The following is a 17761-nucleotide window of genomic DNA, read 5'->3' as shown; positions in this document are numbered from 1 at the left end:
CTTTCGGTTACGGCTCAGCATTTCACGTGATATAATGGAGCCATGACACAGATACGGAGGCGGAACATGGCACAGATGAATTATGACGAGGCGGTCTCGTTTATTCACGGCAGAAGAAAATTTACGAAGGATCCTTCACTGGTCAAAATGAGAAGGATGGCTGAACTGATGGGAAATCCTCAAAAAAAACTGAAATTGATTCACGTTACGGGAACGAACGGGAAAGGGTCAGTGACCGCATATCTGCGAGAGTTGCTGATGTCTCACGGATATCGCGTCGGGACGTTCACGTCTCCTTTTATCGTCAGGTTCAACGAGCGAGTCGCAATTAACGGTGAGATGATTCCTGATAATGAGCTGGTTGAAGAGGTCGAACGCATCAAGCCTGTCATCGAAAGGATTGATGACGAGTTTGACAATGACGGTCCAAAAGAATTTGAAGTTTTAACGGCAATAATGCTTGATTATTTTGTAAAAATGGAAGTTGATTATGCAATCATTGAGGTCGGAATCGGCGGAACGTATGATTCGACCAACATTATCGATCCGATCGTTTCAGTCATTACGACGGTTGCGATGGATCATGCAAATATTTTGGGAGACACGATCGCAAAGGTTGCGGAAAACAAGGCCGGAATCATTAAGAAAAAGCGCCCGGTCATCATCGGAAAACTTCCAAAAGAAGCGCTTGAAGTCATCTTAAGCAAAGCAAAAGAACAAGACAGTCGCATTTATCAGCCTGAAGTTGACTATCGGGCCAGGCTTGAAGAAGGCTGCGATCATTTTTGGGGAGAAAGCTTCGCATATGAATTTGAAGAGGAAAAATGGCCGCTTCAAAGGACGGGCTTGTTCGGTAATTTTCAAGTTGACAATGCTGCCTGCGCATTAACGGCATTCAATGTTTTGTCAGAAATCGAAGGAATCAAAATCGATCGGAGAAAGGCTGGTGAAGCCTTGGAAAATACCAGGTGGCCGGGTCGATTTGAAAAAATTCAGGAAGATCCGCTGATTGTTTTGGACGGCGCGCATAATCCTTCCGCTATGGAAGAAGTTGAAAAAACGCTTGAAACAAATTTCAAAGGCAAGAAAATTACAGTTATTTTGGGTATTTTAGCTGACAAAAATTCAGGTGAGATGATTGATGTATTGCTTAAAAATCCAAAAGCAAGTATAATTTTGACTGGATTTGACGGTCCAAGACAAGTGGCCAGTCCGAAAAAACTGCATGAAAATCATCCACGGACGATTGAAATCGATGATTGGAAAGAAGCGCTTGAAGCAGCGCTTATGCAAAAAAGCGATCTGATTTTGGCGTCCGGATCGCTGTATTTCATATCGGACGTGAGAAAGCACATACTAGAACGAGGTGGACTCAGATGAGTGTAAAATTGGTGATTTTTGACATGGACGGAGTTGTGATTGATTCCGAGAAGGTTTACTTCAGGTCGAATCAGCTTGCGGCTGAGGAACTTGGAATCAAGGGCTTCACGATGGAATATTACCGTCAGTTCATCGGTGCCGGAACGGAGCACATGATTGAGAAGATGACGGAGGACTACGGTGACAGGAACCTGGTGGAAAGGTTCGTCAGGCTCAGCATGGACAAGATCTATCCGGTCGTTGAGGCGGGCGAGCTTGAGCTTCGTCCGGGCTTCACGGAGCTTTCGGCCTATCTTAGGGAAAGCGGCATTCCGTTCACGCTGGCTTCAAGCAACTACAGGAAGGACATTCTGTACTATCTTGACAAGGTCGGCGTGAGAGACGACTTCAAGCGCATCGTTTCCGCCGATGACGTCGTGGAGGCCAAGCCGGCTCCGGACATCTTCAACACGGCCTGGGAGATTTCCGGCAGCCCGGCCAAGGACGAGGCATTGATCATCGAGGATTCCCATAACGGCATTCTGGCCGCCAACAATGCCGGCATTCCCGTCATCATGGTTCCGGACGTCATCCCCGCCGGCGAGTTCGAGCGCGAGCACACCGTTGCGGTGCTTGATGACCTCGTCTGCGTGAAAAATTATATCGAAAAAGAAAATAAATAAAATATTTCCCTTTCGATTTACGAATTTATGTATTGAGAGGGGGAAATAATCATGAGTTTGGTCAATGAGGTTTCAAGCAAGTATTTAACGGGACGAATAAAGCGTTTTGGCGTGCAGTCTTTGTCAGACAAGGAGTTGTTATATTATTTGCTCAACGTAAAAATGCAGGGCAAAAGGGCTTCAGAAGCATGCAATGCATTTTTCAAGGACTTTTCAGGCTTATTTCAGATTAAAGATTTTGTTCCTGAAAATTGGGAGCTTTTGCTTGGAAATGACGAGCAATCGCTTTTGATGGAGGCTATCTGCGAATTTTCCAAAAGAATGAAATGTCAGTTTAATCTGCCTTTGGGACAGTTTTGTTCAAGTTCAGTGGTCGGAAAATACATGATTGATGTTTTGGGTGATGAAAAGCAAGAAGCACTGGTCTGTTTTTTTCTTGATACCAAAAATCAGGTTTTGGAGCAAAAGAAAATCTTCAAGGGGACTCTGAATTCGGCAACTGTTCATCCAAGAGAAATTTTCAAAGAAGCTTTGAGACTTAGTACTGCCCGCATAATCGTCGTGCACAATCATCCGAGCGGGGATACGACGCCTTCTGAAAATGATCTCAGTTTGACAAAGAGACTGGAAGAATGCGGACATCTTTTGGGAATTGAACTATTGGATCATATCATTGTCGGAAACAGCTCATATCTCAGCATGCGTGAAGAAAATATTATCGGATAAGCGAAAGAGAGGATTTTAATGCTTAAAGGAACTGTTCATTTTTTTGATAAGAAGAAAGGGTACGGATTCATTACGCCGGACGAAGGAAACGAAGATGTTTTCGTACATTTTTCAGCGTTGGTCGGTTCAGGTTTCAAAACTTTGGAAGAAGGACAGCGCGTTGAATTTTGCGAAGTTGAAGGCAAAAAAAGTTTTCAGGCAGCAATGGTGACGGTCATTAATGATTAAGTTTTCTTAAAATATTTTAAAGATAGGCCTTTCAGAACGATTTTCAAGTTTCAGCAATTCAATTAGAGCCGGATCTATGCTATAATAAACCGCGTGAATTATTTTGAAAACGTATTGGAAACAATAGGTTTCAATGATACAATTGAAATAGACTGAAATTATTGCTCAGATAATGAGAAACATGAAGGGATGGAACATCGTGTTCGGAATCGGAACAAAAAATATTGGTATCGATTTAGGTACAGCAAATACAATCGTTTATGCTGAAGGAAAGGGAATCGTTTTGCGCGAACCTTCAGTCGTAGCTAAGAATACAAAGACAGGCGAAATCGTTTCCGTCGGTTCAGAAGCCCGTGCCATGATTGGTCGCACGCCCGCAAGCATTGTGGCTATTCGCCCAATGAAAGACGGCGTTATTGCTGATTATGATACAACTGTTGCCATGATGAAGTATTATATCGAAAAAGCACTTGGTCACAAGGGGTCAAAGCCATATGTGATGGTATGCGTTCCTAGCGGGGTTACGGAAGTTGAAAAGCGCGCCGTTATCGATGCAACAAGAATTGCCGGTGCTCGTGATGCTTACGTTATTGAAGAGCCCTTTGCAGCAGCTATCGGGGCAGGCCTTCCTGTGATGGATCCTACGGGCAGCATGGTTGTTGATATCGGTGGCGGTACGACTGACGTAGCAACGATTTCGCTTGGAGGAATCGTTTCAAGCCGTTCGATTCGCATGGCTGGTGACAAAATTGATGATTCGATCATCTACTACGTGCGCAAGAATTACAATTTGCTGATTGGCGAAAGAACGGCCGAACAGCTTAAGATTGACGTTGCTTCTGCTTCGGTCGAGTCTGCAAAACAGCTTGATTCGCAATCGATTCGCGGTCGCGATCTTGTTACGGGACTTCCCAAGACGATTGAAATCAAGGCTGAAGACGTTGCTGAAGCCATTCAAGAAGTCGTTGAAGAAATCATTACGGCAATTAAAGAAACGCTTGAAGAAACGTCTCCTGAAATTGCAGCTGACGTTATCGATCACGGGATCGTCCTGACGGGTGGCGGCGCATTGCTTCGTCATTTACCTGATGTTATTTCTGAAGCAACAAAGGTTCCGGTATTCGTTGCACAAGATCCGCTTGACTGTGTTGCGGTTGGCACCGGTGAATCATTGAAAAATATCGATGTAATGAAGAAAAACTAGGATTGACGATTAAGTCGTTTCATTAGGAGGTTGGGTTTGATCGTCCAACCTCTTAATTTTTATGAGGTGAAATTATGCAGAAGTTCTTTTTCAATAAAAAACTTGTTGTGACACTGCTTGGCTTGATTGTCAGCTTTTTGCTGATTGCATTTTCAATCAGTGTGCGCAATAATCGTTCAATGCCGCCGTTTATCGTTCAGTTCGGAAACGAAGCCGCCGGAGTTGTCAACACGGTAGTCAGCTATCCGGTTAATGGTGTTGCCAAAGTAGGCAGTAACGTATCTGACTTGTTAAATACGTACGAAGAAAATCAGAAACTGAAAAAAGAAGTCGACAGTTTGGCCTCACAACGCGTTGAAAATCAAACATTGGCAAAAGAAAACAAACAGCTCAAGCGTCAGCTGAAACTTAACAAGAGTTTGACTGATTATGATAAAATCAGCGCTTACGTTCTTTCAAGAACGCCTTCAGCATGGCAAAATCAAGTCATTATTTCGAAAGGCAAAACGGCGGGCGTCGTCAAGAATGCGGCCGTTATGTCAAAGGAAGGTCTTGTTGGCCGCGTCGTTGAAGTCAATCAGACAAACAGCAAAGTTGAACTTTTATCGACCGAAAATGATGATGCAAATCGTTTTGCCGTCCAATTGATCAATTCCAAAGACGAGACGGTAAACGGCTTGATCACGGGCTACAATTCTGAAAAAAATGAGCTGATCATGGGACAGGTCACGTCAAAGGTCAAAATCAAAAAAGGCACGAGCGTCATTACGTCAGGAATGGGCGGAAATACGCCTAAGGGCCTTTTGGTCGGGAAAGTTGTCCGAGTAGCCGATGATGATTACGGCCTGCCTTCAAAAATTTACATCAAACCCGCAGCTGATATGGCTGATCTTAGTGTCGTTACGGTTGCGAAAAGGATAGATTAGGGGTGAGCAGATGGAAACGTCAAAAATGAAGTACGTCTTTCCTGTTGGCTTGTTTCTGGCATTTTTGCTTGACGGAACGCTTTCGAGCATTCTTGCGAGTCAAATGTTTACCTCCAATGTCGCAATTGAAAGTCGATTAATTTTACTTTGGTTCGTGATGGCAATTTTTTATGGCGATGAAAAAGTCGAGCATATCTACGTTTGGGCTTTTCTTTCAGGATTGCTTTTTGATGTGTACTATACTGGCTTTTTGGGGATAATGACCATCATTGTTCCTTTCATCGTTTATTTGAATCGCGAAGCGACGCAATTTTTCGGAAAAGCCCCATTTATTATGGTACTATTGATATATCTGATAGATATTACGATTTTGACTGCGATGAATTATTTTGCATTTTCGTTGATCGGACAAGCTTCGACGCAATTTGACGAATTTGTTATGCGTGTTCTTTGGCCGACTCTGGTCTATAATATCGCACTATTTGTAATTTTGTTCGTTCCTGTCAAAAGGGTTTTTACGGACATATCGTAATTGATGAGGGGGAATTTTGAATGCCGTCAGTTATTTTAAAAGGTCACAAAGAAGGGTATGAGTTTATTCTTAAAGATGTGAGCTCATTTAACGAAATAAAAAATGAAATTGATGAAATTTTAAAAAAGGTTCAAAATGAGAAAACTTCAAAGGGTGACAAGCTGACTTTTGCATTAAACACGGGCAACAGGCTGCTCAATCAGGAGCAACAAACAGAGATTGAGGAAATATTCGAAAATTATCCGCGGTTTTCAATTCGCAAACTAAATGCTGACGTTCTTTCCAAAAGAAGCTTTCTTGAATTTTTGGATAACAGAACGATTCATCTTTGTTGCGAGATCATCAGAAACGGCCAGATTAAGGAAATGAACGGTGACGTTTTGTTTTGCGGATCAGTTCACAAGGGCGGCATTTTAAAAGCGACCGGCAGCATTTTTGTTTTGGGAAGAGTTGAAGGAGTTATTCATGCAGGGGCAAAAAATGATGCTCTTGCTGTCGTGTGCGGCAATATGGCCCATGCGCAACAAGTAAGAATTGCCGACTTGGTTGAGATCGTTTCTGAAACCGATTATGAGGACATGCAAAAATTGATTTACGTAAATGATTTGCACGCGCTTGATACGGCTGATGTTACCGAACTTAAGACGATTCGGCCAAAAGTATTTACACAAAATGGAGGCTTGATTTGATGGGAAGAGCAATTGTAATTACGTCCGGAAAGGGCGGCGTCGGTAAAACGACGACAACGGCCAATCTTGGTTCTGCTTTGGCTCTAATGGGCAAAAAAGTTATCATGCTTGATCTTGACATCGGTTTGCGCAATCTGGACGTTGTGTTGGGACTTGACAATCGCATTATTTATGATATTGTTGACGTTGCCAAAGGAAGGTGCAAGCTGCATCAGGCCATTATCAAAGATAAACGCTTTGAAGACAAGCTTTTCTTGCTGCCGGCTGCACAAAATACCGATAAGTCTGCGATTGAGCCGGAGGAAGTCAAGGCAATCGTTGCTGATCTGAAGAGTGATTTTGACTATATTTTGCTTGATTGTCCGGCTGGGATTGAACAAGGTTTTGCCAATTCGGTTGCTGGCGCTGATGAAGCTATCGTTGTTTCGACACCCGAAATTTCAGCTGTCAGGGATGCTGATCGAGTAGTCGGTCTGCTGGAACAGGCTGATCTTGATGAACCGCCGATGCTTATTATTAATCGTATTAAAAAGCGAATGGTTAATGACGGAACGATGATGGATGTTGATGAGATTACTCACCATTTGTCGATTAAATTGATTGGAATCGTCTTTGACGATGATGAGGTTATCGGAACTTCCAACAAGGGCGAACCAATCGTCTTGAATGAAAAGAGTCCGGCGTCAAAAGGGTATCGAAACATAGCCCGTCGGCTTGAGGGGCAGACGGTTCCTTTGATGACGCTGAAAGAAAGCGATGAAAGCGGATTTTTTGGCAAGATAGCGTCATGGTTTCAAAAAAAGTAATTTGACAAACTGATGATTGAATGTTAGTCTGTATAAAAATTCATATTTAGAATAATGTTGAGCGGAAGAGTAGGTTGATGAGTCGCTAAGAGAGTTCCTGTTGCTGCAAAGGAATCGATGAATTTTCCGAACCACACCCGTGAGTTAGCGAAGAAATTTGCTCGGATGCCCCGTTATCGGCAACAAGTCATCGACTTGCTGAGGCCGGCTTCGTGAGAAGTTGGTAAATCGGAGGTGGAACCGCGCAACAACGCCCTCTTGGAATTTTCCAAGAGGGCTTTTTCAATTTTTCGGAGGGTTCACGTATGAATTATATATTCGAAATTATGCCATCTTTATTGGACGGAACGGAGATGACGCTTTCTATTTTCGTGTTGACGCTTGTTTTTTCATTGCCGTTGGGTTTGATTTGCGCACTCGGAAGATGCTCAAAATTTAAGATATTAAATGCAGTCCTGCGTTTTTATATTTGGTTGATGCGCGGAACGCCGTTGCTTTTGCAATTGATTTTTGTGTTTTACGGACTTCCGCTGTTGGGAACGGGAATCGTGCTTCCAAGATATGCAGCAGCTTTGGTAGCGTTTGTTTTGAATTATACGGCGTATTTTGCAGAAATTTTTCGTGGCGGTCTGCAGTCGATTGATCGTGGTCAGTATGAAAGCGCCGGGGTGTTAAGGCTGACTTATTGGCAAACCATCAGGAAAATTATTGCGCCTCAGGTTATGAAAATCGTCGTTCCTTCAATCGGAAATGAGGTAATCAATCTTATCAAAGATTCAAGCTTGGTTTATGTGATAGGACTTGGCGATCTTCTTCGTGCCGGGAACGTTGCTTCCAGTCGGGATGTTTCTTTAATTCCCCTTGTTTTGGTCGGAATAATCTATTTGGCGCTGACGGCCGTCTTTACCTGGATGTTGCAAAATGTTGAAGCAGTATACGGAAAATGGAAGTAAGGGTGATTTGAATGCTTGAGCTTAAGAATATTAAAAAGAGTTTTTCCGGACGAAAGATTCTTGACGGAATCAGTCTTAAAGTGACCGATGGTGAGATTATGTGCATCGTCGGACAGTCCGGTGGCGGAAAAACGACGCTTTTAAGGTGCATCAGCGGATTGGAACGCATTGACGAAGGAGAGATGATGCTTGACGGAAAGAAGTTTGATCCAATGTCTTCAAAAGAAGCGCTCATTGGAGTCGTCTTTCAGGAGTACAACCTTTTTCCGCATTTGTCGGTTTTGGAAAACGTGACTCTGGCTCCAAAGATCGCTTTGAAAAAAGATCCGCAGGCAGTTGAAAAAGAAGCACGACAATTGTTGAAAAAGCTGGCTTTAGAGGGTAAGGAGAATCTTTATCCGTATCAGCTTTCAGGCGGTCAAAAGCAACGTGTCTCGATTGCGAGGGCGCTTGCGATGCATCCTAAAATTTTGTGCTATGACGAACCGACAAGTGCGCTTGATCCTGGGTTGAGGGACAAGGTCAGGGACATTATTTTAAGTTTAAAAAAAGAATCGATGACTCAAATTATAGTGACTCATGATCTTAAGTTTGCAAGGGAGATAGCTGATGATGTTTTGAAAGTCAGACCTGTTTCATAGAGGTGAATTGATGTGAAAAGGAAAAGTCGTATCGGAATATGCTTGTTTTTTGCTCTTTGTTTGTTGGGAGGATGTTCGAATTCAAAATTAAGGGCTGAAAAAGTAGATAACTGGGCTAGGATCAAACATCACGGAATGGTCGTCGTCGGTTTGGACGATAGTTTCGTACCAATGGATTTTCGTCAAAAAAACGGACGACTTGCCGGATATGACGTTGATTTGGCCAAAGCTGTCTTTAAAAAATGCGGATTAAAACCTGATTTCCAAACGATTGACTGGTCAATGAAAGAAACCGAGCTGATGAACGGAACGATTGACGTTATTTGGAACGGATACAGCAAAACTTCAGAACGGATGAAAAAAGTCGCTTTTTCAAATTCGTATCTTGCAAACGACCAGGTGCTCGTGACAAAGGAAAAGAACGTCAAAAATGGGGCAGACATGAAAGACAAGGTGATTGGCGTTCAAAGCGGATCATCGGGATACGATTGTTACGTTGGATATCCTGATCTGCTTAAAAAGCATGCTCGCAAAACGATTCAATATGATACTTTCAACGATGCTTTTTTGGATCTTGATGCCAAAAGAATTTCGGGAATCGTGATTGATAAAGTGTATGCGTCATACGTTATATCACATAAAAGCGATCCTTTGAGCTATCATGAAGTTTCCATCGGCTATCCTAAAGAAGAATTTGCGGTTGGAATCAGAAAGGGCGATAAAAAACTCAGATTGAAAATCAATCGTGCGCTCAAAGAGCTAAAAAAGGACGGTACGATTAAAAAAATTAATCATAAATGGTTCGGGAAAAATTTTATTGACTGACAAATATCGATTTTTGGGCTAAAATTAACTGTATAGTCTTTTTAGAAGGGGGATGTGACGGTGGGTACAGTAATTTGGATAATCATTTTGATTTTATTGTTAAATACGACTGCGGCAATCATTACTGTATTTAAAGAAAAAAGAGACATCGCAGCGACTTGGGCCTGGCTTTTGGTTTTAAATCTTTTGCCTGTGGTTGGATTTGTGATTTACCTGTTTGCCGGAAAGAAAATTTCGAAAGAAAAGATTTTTGATTTGCGGACTCAGGAACGGACCGGAATCAGCCAGCTTGTTGCTTTGCAAAAGGAGCTGTGGAACGAAAAAGAGCTAATGCCAAGCGATTTGCTGACAGATGAGGCAAGGCAGACCGTCAGAGCTTTGCTTGTGGCTGACGATGCGATTTTGACGAAACATAACGAAGTCAAGGTTTATACGGACGGTCATGAAAAATTCAAAGCGCTGATTGAAGACATCAAAAAGGCCAAAGATCACGTGCATGTCGAATATTATTCGTTTTTTTCGGATCAAATCGGGACGGAACTTTTGCATTCGTTGGAGGATGCATGCTCTCGCGGAGTCGAAGTTCGCATTATCTATGACAGTATGGGTTCCAGGGGCCAACGTCGCGGCTTTTTCAAGCGCCTTGAAAGTTTAGGCGGAAGGGCAGAGGTGTTTTTTGGATCAAAAGCGGCTCCCATTCACAGTCCGCGGCTGAATTATCGGTTGCACCGTAAAATTGTCGTTATTGACGGAAAAATTGGCTATATCGGAGGCTTTAACGTTGGTGATCAATATTTGGGGCTTTCGAAAAAATTTGGCTATTGGCGCGACACGCATCTAAGAATTGTTGGAAACGCCTGTGCCGTTATGCAGTCGAGATTTTTTATGGATTGGAACGCGACGATTGCCAGGACGCGTGAAAAAGATCGGCTTGAATATTCAAATCATTATTTTCCGCTTGAAAAAAGCAAGGGTCAAACGAGTATTCAAATTGTATCATCCGGTCCTGATTCTGAGACTGAGGCAATCAGGCTCGGATATTTGAAAATGATCAGTTCGGCCAATGAATATATTTGTATTCAGACTCCTTATCTCATTCCGGATGATGCCGTGATGGACGCGTTGAGACTGGCTGTTTATTCCGGCATCAAAGTAAGAATCATGATTCCTTCGATGCCGGATCATCCGTTTGTCTATCGCGCAACGGAATATTATGCAAGAGAACTTATTAATAAGGGAGTTGAACTCTATCGTTACGACAACGGTTTTTTGCATGCAAAGACGATGGTAATTGACGGGCAGATTTCATCGGTCGGGTCGGCAAATCTTGATTTCAGAAGCTTTAAACTTAATTTTGAGGGAAATGCTTTTTGCTATGACCGTGACTTGGCAAAGCATCTAACCGATATTTTTGATGAAGATACAAAAAAATGTACAAAACTGACTGAGGAGTATTTTTTGAATCAGTCTGCTTGGAGGAGATTCAAACAATATTTTTCAAGGCTTTTGTCGCCAATTTTATAACCAACGGGTGTTTTGCCACGTAACCTGCGGATAAAGCAGGGGACATGAAGCGAAAACCGTGCCGGCTGATCAAATAATTAAAATTAATAGAAAGGGGTGCAGCGGGAAGATTATGGCGATGGAAAAATGTTGCCTTCTCGCCTCAAAAAATAAATGAAAAAACGTTCAATATTGAAAAAAATCGCTTTAGCAGTCATTGTTGTGATTATTGCTGTTTATGCAGCAGCCAATGCATACCTGATCAACTATGCTTTCGTACGTCCGAGCGACGGTGACGGAAATGACAGACCGTCAAAAGTATTGGTCAAAAACCAAAAATGGCTTTCAAAGCAAAAGACTTATCTTTGGGAGCAAAAAGCCGTCGGAACGGACATCAAACTCAAAGCGGTTTATTTGCCGGCTGAAACAAAGACGAATAAGACAATTATTGTTGCGCACGGATATCACGGCAGTTCATACAATATGGCAAGCTATATCAGGATGTTTCACAACCAGGGCTATAACGTGCTTTCTCCTGATGACAGGGCCTCTGGCAAAAGCGGAGGCAAGTTTATTACCTTTGGGTGGAAGGATCGTTTGGACTATTGCCAATGGGTCAGGCAAGTCATCAGAAAAAACGGAAACGATTCGCGCATCGGACTGTTCGGTGTCAGCATGGGCGGTGCAACCGTAATGATGGTCAGCGGTGAAAAACTGCCGAAACAAGTTAAGGCAATCGTTGAAGATTGCGGTTATTCCAGCGTTTATGATGAATTGAGCACTCAGCTGACGGAGCAGTTCGGACTTCCGAAGGAGCCGATTTTAAGCACGACGGCTTTGTTTGCCAGTCCTTTTATCGGCTACAACTTTGCTAAGGAAGGAAGTTCCGTTGCGCAGCTTAAGAAAAACAAACGCCCGATTTTTTTGATTCACGGTGATTCTGATGATTTTGTGCCGACTTCAATGCTTCAGAAAAATTATGATGCCGTCAAGTCGACAAAAGAGAAATGGGTCGTGAAAAATACGCGTCACGCTAATGCTTATTATACTCATCCGAAAGAGTATGCCAGGAAAGTCGGGAAGTTTTTTGGCAAATATCTTGATTAAACAATGATTTCGTGAATCGTTCATCACGAAACCATCGCGACATAGCGATTAAGACAAAAAAGTCGAGGAATTGACACGCACTCTTGAAGCTTTATTTTTGACTTCAAGGGACGAATCGATTCCTCGACTTTTCAATTCAGATTTCAGTATCAATCGTTGTTTTCTTTGATAGGAAGATAATCATCCTGTGATAAATTGGCCCAAGGCTCCCAAAATTACGGCTCCGACCGTAAAAATAAGCATCAGCCAAACAACGACCATGGTGATTTTTTGGAACGTTGACTTTTTTTTCTTTTCCAAATTGCATTTTCCTTTCAGAACAGACTTTTAAGTTAACTATACCCTTGATTAAGGTGCTCTGTCAAATTGACGATCAGCATAAAATCTTTCTTAATAGTTTCTGAAAGTTGCACAAAAAAATTGAATTTAGAAAAATTAACACTTATAATTGTACAAGTGTTACTGTATTATGAAGAAATGAAGGGGGCTTATGTCATGTGCGGTTTTGTAGGATGCCTGACAGATGTTGAAAAAAATACCGAAAGTAACTGCAAAGATAAAATTAAAAAAATGAATGACATGATTGTTCACAGAGGTCCTGACGATGAGGGGTATTTTGAAGACAAGAACATTACGATGGGATTCAGAAGACTGTCGATCATCGACCTTGAAGGGGGGCATCAGCCGTTATCTTATGACAATGGCCGTTACTGGATGACGTTTAACGGTGAAATTTACAACTATATCGAATTGCGCCAAGGCCTCATTGAAGACGGCTACGAATTTAAGACCGACTCTGATTCAGAAGTTATTTTGGGCATGTATGCCAAATACAAGGAGAAGTGTCTCGACTATTTCCGCGGGATGTTTGGCTTCGTAATTTGGGACAAACAGGAAGAAACGCTTTTTTGTGCCCGTGATCAATTTGGAATCAAGCCTTTTTATTATGCGGAATCGGGTAATGATTTCTACTACGCTTCTGAAAGCAAAGCCATTTACAAGGTTTTGGAAGATAAGAAATTCGACAAGGATGCATTGCAAGATTACATGACTTTCCAGTTTGTTCCTGAACCGGAAACTTTGACTAAAGAAATCAAGATGCTTGAACCTGGTCATTATATCGTCAAGAAGCTTGGCCAAAAACCTGTAATCAAGCGTTATTACTATGCACAGTTTTCACCCGTCGTTCGTCCTGAAGAAGAGTACATTAAAAAAGTTCGCGAAATCTTGTTTGATTCCGTTGAAAAGCATATGCGTGCAGACGTTCCTGTCGGATCATTTCTTTCAGGCGGAATTGATTCGTCAATCGTCGTTGCGATTGCCAAGAATTTCAATCCTAATCTTGAAACGATTTCAGTTGGCTTTGAGCGTGAGGGCTATAGCGAGCTTGACGTTGCCAAGGAAACGGCCGACAAGCTTGGCGTCGACAATTTCAGTTCCGTGATTACGCCGCAAGAATTCATGAAGGCTTTTCCTCACTTTGTTTGGAGCATGGATGATCCGTTGGCTGATCCGGCTGCCGTCCCTCAATATTTTCTTGCAAAAGAAGCCAGAAAGCACGTTAAGGTTGCCTTGACTGGTGAAGGAGCGGATGAGTTGTTCGGCGGCTATACGATTTATCACGAACCTGAATCGTTGAAGATTTTTAATTACTTAAAGCCGATCAACAAAGGTTTGAACGCGATTGCTCGTTTGATACCGGACGGGGTCAAGGGAAAGAGCTTTATTTTGCGCGGGACGACCCCGCTTGAACAGCGCTATGTCGGTAATGCGTTTATTTTTAATGAAAGCGAAAAAAAGCAGTTCTTCAAGGAATATAATGAAAGTCATCCGTTTGAAACGATGACTTCGAAACTTTATTCAGATTCAAAGAATTATGATCCGATTACGAGGATGCAATTTGTCGACATGCATCATTGGCTGAATGGTGACTTGCTGCACAATGCCGACAGAACGACATTGGCGCACAGCCTTGAATTACGGACGCCATTTTTGGATAAGGAAGTCTTTGAGGTTGCAAGTCATATTCCGGCAGATCTCAGAATTGCTCATAATACTACCAAATATATTCTGCGCAAGGCGGCAGAAGGGGTCGTTCCGGAACATGTTTTGAATCGCAAAAAATTAGGGTTCCCTGTGCCTATTCGTTTCTGGCTGCGCGATGAAATGTACGACTGGGCTCGTCAAATCATTAATGAATCACAAACGGATCAATATTTCCGCAAGGATTACTTCTTGAAACTGCTTGAAGATCATAAGAATTTGAAAGCTGACAATTCTCGCAAGCTGTGGACGGTTTTGACGTTTATGATGTGGCATAAAATTTACGTTGAATCCGATCATTTGATGAATTCAGCAGAATCAAGGGCTTTGATTGATCAAGACGTTTAAGGAGGTCAGTTAGCTGATGAAAATTGTAGTTCAGAAATTCGGCGGGACTTCTGTCAAGGACGATGAGTCAAGACATATGGCCATGAAGCACGTGGCATGTGCGGTTAAGAAAGGATTCAAAGCGGCAGTCGTGGTTTCAGCAATTGGTCGCAAGGGAGCTCCTTATGCTACCGATTCTTTGCTTGAACTTGTCGGAAACGAAAAATCGAAGCTCTCTCCGCGTGAAATGGATATGCTGGTTTCGGTCGGAGAAGTTATTTCAGCTGCAGTTTTTTGTGAGATGTTAAAAGAAAACGGACTGAAGGCCACGGCAATGACCGGACCTGATGCCGGATTCAAGACAAATAACGACTATCGCAATGCCAAGGTTATTGACGTTGAAAAACAAAATGTGATGGAGGCTTTTAAGTCTTTCGATGTCGTTGTCGTTGCCGGATTTCAAGGTCTTTCGAAATCAGGGCATGTCACAACGCTTGGAAGGGGCGGTTCGGATACTTCTGCAGCGTTGCTCGGAGCAGCTCTCGGAGCGGAATATTGTGATATTTTCACTGATGTTTCAGGAATGATGACGGCTGATCCGCGGTTGGTTGAAAAGGCAAAGTTTTTAAAGAACGTTTCTTATGAAGAAGTTGCCAATATGGCACATGAAGGTGCAAAAGTCATTCATCCGCGTGCGGTTGAAGTTGCGCAACAGGCACATCTGCCGCTAAGGATTCGCTCGACTTGGGATGACGTTGATGAAACCGGAACAGTTATTTCAGATAGAAATTTGGCAATCAATCATTATCGCACGGTGACGGGAATCGCTCATCAAACGGGATTGACACAGTTCACGGTCAAGTCTGAGGATTGTTCTGCTGACAGATTGTTTGATTTGTTGGCAGTTAACGACTTGAGCGTTGATTTTATCAATATTTCGCCGGAGAAATACGTTTTTAATCTTAATCGTGAACATAGTCTCGTTGCAAAAACGGTGCTTTCAGAAGCCGGGATTCCGGTTTCAATCGTCGAAGACTGCGTCAAAGTTTCAATCGTCGGAGCCGGAATCATGGGGACTCCAGGCATTACAGCCAAAATGGTCGGTGCTTTGATGAGAGAAAAGATTGAAATTTTGCAAACGACAGACAGCTATACGACAATTTGGGTGCTGGTTCATGGCAAAGATCTCAAGCGAGCGGTAAACGTTTTGCATGAGACGTTTTTAGGCGAATAGGATGGGTTGAATGAGATTTTTGATTCACTCATGGGCGGGGCAGATTATTTTGCCGCTGCTTGTTTTCATGATGCTTTATTTGATAAAGTTTGCTTTGGGCAAAAAAATAAAAATCAGATTGGCCGACTTTCTGTTGCCTTTTCTCTTTTTTTCGATTCATTCGCTCTCCGTGAATGTTTTTGGGATTTCAATTTTGCCATTCGTTATTTTTGCTTTTTCAGCATATGGTTTTTTGAAGATAGTCATCATGGCTTTTTATGAAGGAAAATTCATGATTGACAAGTTCTTTGATCGATACTTGTATATTTGGGATTTGATTTCGATTTTTCTGTATGCATTATTGGTTGTTCTTCAGCTTTCCAAGATAATAAATACCGTTATTTGAAAAAGCGGCATGAATAAATTTTAAACCAAACGATGTTTTTGACGTCGTTTGGTTTTTTTATTCTTCTAAAAGCTATGGAAAACAAATTTTGGGGCGTTCAAATTTAAAAGTGGCGTCTTATGTATAATTGGTGGTACAAAGTGGTGAGTTGTGGTAATATTAACTATGTTGAAAAATGGGGGTGGTAGATGTGTTTTTTGGTGAATATCGACACAATTTGGACGCCAAGGGACGCATCATCGTCCCAGCAAAATTCAGAGAGGGACTTGGAGAAAAGTTCTACGTGACTCGCGGAATGGACGGCTGCTTGTTCGTTTATGCCGAAAACGAATGGAATCTTTTGCAAGAAAAGCTTCAAAAATTACCGCTTGCCAGGAAAGAGGCTCGTGCATTCGTGCGTTTCTTTTATTCGGCTGCGACTGAGTGCGTGCTTGACAAGCAGGGACGAATCAATCTTCCAAAAACGTTGTGCGATTATGCCGAACTTGTCAAACCTTGCGTTTTTATCGGTGTCTCGAATCGAATTGAAATTTGGTCTGAACAACGTTGGGAAAAAGCATCGGAACAGGCAGCAGAAAATTTTGACGATATGGCAGAAAATCTGCTTGATTTTGGATTGTAGGTGAAAAATGAATGGCGGGATTTGAACACGTAACGGTTCTTTTAAATGAAGCTGTCGAAGGATTGAATATAAAGCCTGACGGAGTGTATGTTGACTGTACGCTGGGCGGAGGAGGACATACGAAGAAGATCTTGTCTGAATTATCCGAGAAAGGTCGGCTTTATTCGTTTGATCAGGATCAGACTGCGATTGATTACAATGAAGAACAGCTGAAAAATGAAATCGAAAAAGGTCGGCTGACCCTTATCAAGAGCAATTTCCGAAATATCGCTTCAGAACTTGAAAAACGCGACGTTCCTTCGGTTGACGGAATCGTTTACGATTTAGGCGTTTCGTCGCCTCAATTTGATGTCGGCGAACGGGGGTTCAGTTATCAGCATGATGCAGTCTTGGACATGCGCATGGATCAAACGAATGACTTGACTGCGGAAACAATCGTCAACGAGTGGAGCTATAACGATTTGGTACGGGTTTTTGTCAGATACGGTGAAGAAAAATTTGCCAAATCAATTGCTAGACGGATTGAAAAGGCCCGTCAGAATGAAAGAATCAAAACGACTGGGCAACTTGTCGAGCTGATTAAAGAAGGGATTCCGGCTAAAGCCAGGAGGAAAGGCGGTCATCCGGCCAAAAAGGTCTTTCAGGCGATCAGAATAGCAGTCAATGATGAATTGGGAGTTTTAGAAGAATCCTTGGAAGAAGCATTCGGACTTTTAAGTCTTCACGGAAGAATCAGCGTTATCACGTTTCAGTCGCTTGAAGATCGGCTTGTCAAATCAATGTTTAGGGAAAAGACGAGTTTACCCGAGCTGCCGCCTGGTTTGCCCGTGATTCCAAGGGAAATGCAGCCTGAGTTTAAATTAATCAACAAAAAACCGATTCTTCCGACTAAAGATGAATTGGAAAATAATCACCGCGCACACTCTGCCAAGCTTCGAATAATTGAAAAAACGGTAATCTAATTAGGG

Annotated in this window: 20 protein-coding genes; 19 read left to right on the top strand and 1 reads right to left on the bottom strand. The window is 42.4% G+C overall.

Annotation, left to right across the window (positions count from 1 at the left end):
* Positions 1-66 precede the first annotated feature (66 nt).
* The 14 genes from LRC_RS06855 to LRC_RS06790 all read left to right on the top strand — a co-directional run bounded on the left by LRC_RS06855 (position 67) and on the right by LRC_RS06790 (position 12182).
* Positions 67-1380, top strand: a complete 1314-nt coding sequence (locus tag LRC_RS06855; RefSeq protein WP_014073742.1) for a bifunctional folylpolyglutamate synthase/dihydrofolate synthase — start codon at positions 67-69, stop codon at positions 1378-1380.
* Complete coding sequence (locus tag LRC_RS06850; RefSeq protein ID WP_014073741.1) at positions 1377-2042, top strand: HAD family hydrolase; 666 nt, start codon at positions 1377-1379, stop codon at positions 2040-2042. Before LRC_RS06855 ends, LRC_RS06850 begins: the two co-directional genes overlap by 4 nt.
* Before the next feature lie 51 nt (positions 2043-2093).
* Positions 2094-2768: a RadC family protein gene (gene radC / locus LRC_RS06845; protein ID WP_014073740.1), complete on the top strand. Its 675-nt coding sequence runs from the start codon at positions 2094-2096 to the stop codon at positions 2766-2768.
* An 18-nt stretch (positions 2769-2786) separates the two neighbouring features.
* Positions 2787-2996 (top strand): cold-shock protein, encoded by a 210-nt coding sequence (locus tag LRC_RS06840; protein ID WP_003698712.1) that lies wholly within the window; start codon positions 2787-2789, stop codon positions 2994-2996.
* A 199-nt stretch (positions 2997-3195) separates the two neighbouring features.
* Entirely contained in the window at positions 3196-4200 is a 1005-nt protein-coding gene (locus LRC_RS06835) for a rod shape-determining protein (protein ID WP_014073739.1), read from the top strand.
* A gap of 74 nt (positions 4201-4274) precedes the next feature.
* Positions 4275-5126: a rod shape-determining protein MreC gene (gene mreC, locus LRC_RS06830; RefSeq protein WP_014073738.1), complete on the top strand. Its 852-nt coding sequence runs from the start codon at positions 4275-4277 to the stop codon at positions 5124-5126.
* Positions 5127-5136: 10 nt separating this feature from the next.
* On the top strand, positions 5137-5658 hold the full coding sequence (gene mreD, locus LRC_RS06825; protein WP_014073737.1) for a rod shape-determining protein MreD: 522 nt from the start codon (positions 5137-5139) through the stop codon (positions 5656-5658).
* Positions 5659-5678: 20 nt separating this feature from the next.
* Positions 5679-6347: a septum site-determining protein MinC gene (locus LRC_RS06820; protein WP_014073736.1), complete on the top strand. Its 669-nt coding sequence runs from the start codon at positions 5679-5681 to the stop codon at positions 6345-6347.
* The gene (minD, locus tag LRC_RS06815; RefSeq protein ID WP_014073735.1) at positions 6347-7153 is read left to right on the top strand and encodes a septum site-determining protein MinD; all 807 of its coding nucleotides are present in this window, start codon (positions 6347-6349) and stop codon (positions 7151-7153) included. Before LRC_RS06820 ends, minD begins: the two co-directional genes overlap by 1 nt.
* Before the next feature lie 305 nt (positions 7154-7458).
* Complete coding sequence (locus LRC_RS06810) at positions 7459-8106, top strand: amino acid ABC transporter permease (RefSeq protein WP_014073734.1); 648 nt, start codon at positions 7459-7461, stop codon at positions 8104-8106.
* Between the two features lie 11 nt (positions 8107-8117).
* Positions 8118-8747: an amino acid ABC transporter ATP-binding protein gene (locus LRC_RS06805; RefSeq protein ID WP_014073733.1), complete on the top strand. Its 630-nt coding sequence runs from the start codon at positions 8118-8120 to the stop codon at positions 8745-8747.
* 36 nt (positions 8748-8783) lie between these two features.
* A complete protein-coding gene (locus LRC_RS06800; protein WP_420805676.1) occupies positions 8784-9572 on the top strand; it encodes an amino acid ABC transporter substrate-binding protein in 789 nt (262 codons plus the stop codon).
* 60 nt (positions 9573-9632) lie between these two features.
* On the top strand, positions 9633-11096 hold the full coding sequence (cls, locus tag LRC_RS06795; protein ID WP_014073731.1) for a cardiolipin synthase: 1464 nt from the start codon (positions 9633-9635) through the stop codon (positions 11094-11096).
* A gap of 153 nt (positions 11097-11249) precedes the next feature.
* Complete coding sequence (locus LRC_RS06790) at positions 11250-12182, top strand: alpha/beta hydrolase (RefSeq protein WP_014073730.1); 933 nt, start codon at positions 11250-11252, stop codon at positions 12180-12182.
* Between the two features lie 180 nt (positions 12183-12362).
* On the opposite strand, the gene LRC_RS10650 is transcribed toward LRC_RS06790, so the two are convergent.
* Positions 12363-12482 carry a DUF4044 domain-containing protein gene (locus LRC_RS10650; protein WP_014073729.1) on the bottom strand — a complete coding sequence of 40 codons (120 nt, stop codon included), beginning with the start codon at positions 12480-12482 and terminating at the stop codon, positions 12363-12365.
* A gap of 195 nt (positions 12483-12677) precedes the next feature.
* Here LRC_RS10650 and asnB point away from each other — a divergent pair, with 195 nt between their 5' ends.
* The 5 genes from asnB to rsmH all read left to right on the top strand — a co-directional run bounded on the left by asnB (position 12678) and on the right by rsmH (position 17755).
* Positions 12678-14573: an asparagine synthase (glutamine-hydrolyzing) gene (gene asnB / locus LRC_RS06780; protein WP_014073728.1), complete on the top strand. Its 1896-nt coding sequence runs from the start codon at positions 12678-12680 to the stop codon at positions 14571-14573.
* Positions 14574-14589: 16 nt separating this feature from the next.
* Positions 14590-15786 carry an aspartate kinase gene (gene dapG, locus LRC_RS06775; protein WP_014073727.1) on the top strand — a complete coding sequence of 399 codons (1197 nt, stop codon included), beginning with the start codon at positions 14590-14592 and terminating at the stop codon, positions 15784-15786.
* A 10-nt stretch (positions 15787-15796) separates the two neighbouring features.
* A complete protein-coding gene (locus LRC_RS06770; protein WP_003698700.1) occupies positions 15797-16171 on the top strand; it encodes a DUF3397 domain-containing protein in 375 nt (124 codons plus the stop codon).
* Between the two features lie 190 nt (positions 16172-16361).
* On the top strand, positions 16362-16793 hold the full coding sequence (gene mraZ / locus LRC_RS06765; RefSeq protein ID WP_014073726.1) for a division/cell wall cluster transcriptional repressor MraZ: 432 nt from the start codon (positions 16362-16364) through the stop codon (positions 16791-16793).
* 11 nt (positions 16794-16804) lie between these two features.
* Positions 16805-17755 (top strand): 16S rRNA (cytosine(1402)-N(4))-methyltransferase RsmH, encoded by a 951-nt coding sequence (gene rsmH / locus LRC_RS06760; protein WP_014073725.1) that lies wholly within the window; start codon positions 16805-16807, stop codon positions 17753-17755.
* Positions 17756-17761: the final 6 nt, after the last annotated feature.

Origin of the sequence: Ligilactobacillus ruminis ATCC 27782 (genome assembly GCF_000224985.1) — a bacterium.
Lineage (GTDB): Bacteria > Bacillota > Bacilli > Lactobacillales > Lactobacillaceae > Ligilactobacillus > Ligilactobacillus ruminis.
The sequence above is the reverse complement of the archived record's forward strand: the minus strand, read 5'-3'. Positions and strand labels throughout refer to the sequence as shown.

Coding starts and splice junctions, on each gene's coding strand:
- LRC_RS06855 (WP_014073742.1), top strand. CDS start 67: ATGGCACAGATGAATTATGACGAGGCGGTCTCGTTTATTCACGGCAGA.
- LRC_RS06850 (WP_014073741.1), top strand. CDS start 1,377: ATGAGTGTAAAATTGGTGATTTTTGACATGGACGGAGTTGTGATTGAT.
- radC (WP_014073740.1), top strand. CDS start 2,094: ATGAGTTTGGTCAATGAGGTTTCAAGCAAGTATTTAACGGGACGAATA.
- LRC_RS06840 (WP_003698712.1), top strand. CDS start 2,787: ATGCTTAAAGGAACTGTTCATTTTTTTGATAAGAAGAAAGGGTACGGA.
- mreC (WP_014073738.1), top strand. CDS start 4,275: ATGCAGAAGTTCTTTTTCAATAAAAAACTTGTTGTGACACTGCTTGGC.
- mreD (WP_014073737.1), top strand. CDS start 5,137: ATGGAAACGTCAAAAATGAAGTACGTCTTTCCTGTTGGCTTGTTTCTG.
- LRC_RS06820 (WP_014073736.1), top strand. CDS start 5,679: ATGCCGTCAGTTATTTTAAAAGGTCACAAAGAAGGGTATGAGTTTATT.
- minD (WP_014073735.1), top strand. CDS start 6,347: ATGGGAAGAGCAATTGTAATTACGTCCGGAAAGGGCGGCGTCGGTAAA.
- LRC_RS06810 (WP_014073734.1), top strand. CDS start 7,459: ATGAATTATATATTCGAAATTATGCCATCTTTATTGGACGGAACGGAG.
- LRC_RS06805 (WP_014073733.1), top strand. CDS start 8,118: ATGCTTGAGCTTAAGAATATTAAAAAGAGTTTTTCCGGACGAAAGATT.
- LRC_RS06790 (WP_014073730.1), top strand. CDS start 11,250: ATGAAAAAACGTTCAATATTGAAAAAAATCGCTTTAGCAGTCATTGTT.
- asnB (WP_014073728.1), top strand. CDS start 12,678: ATGTGCGGTTTTGTAGGATGCCTGACAGATGTTGAAAAAAATACCGAA.
- dapG (WP_014073727.1), top strand. CDS start 14,590: ATGAAAATTGTAGTTCAGAAATTCGGCGGGACTTCTGTCAAGGACGAT.
- LRC_RS06770 (WP_003698700.1), top strand. CDS start 15,797: ATGAGATTTTTGATTCACTCATGGGCGGGGCAGATTATTTTGCCGCTG.
- rsmH (WP_014073725.1), top strand. CDS start 16,805: ATGGCGGGATTTGAACACGTAACGGTTCTTTTAAATGAAGCTGTCGAA.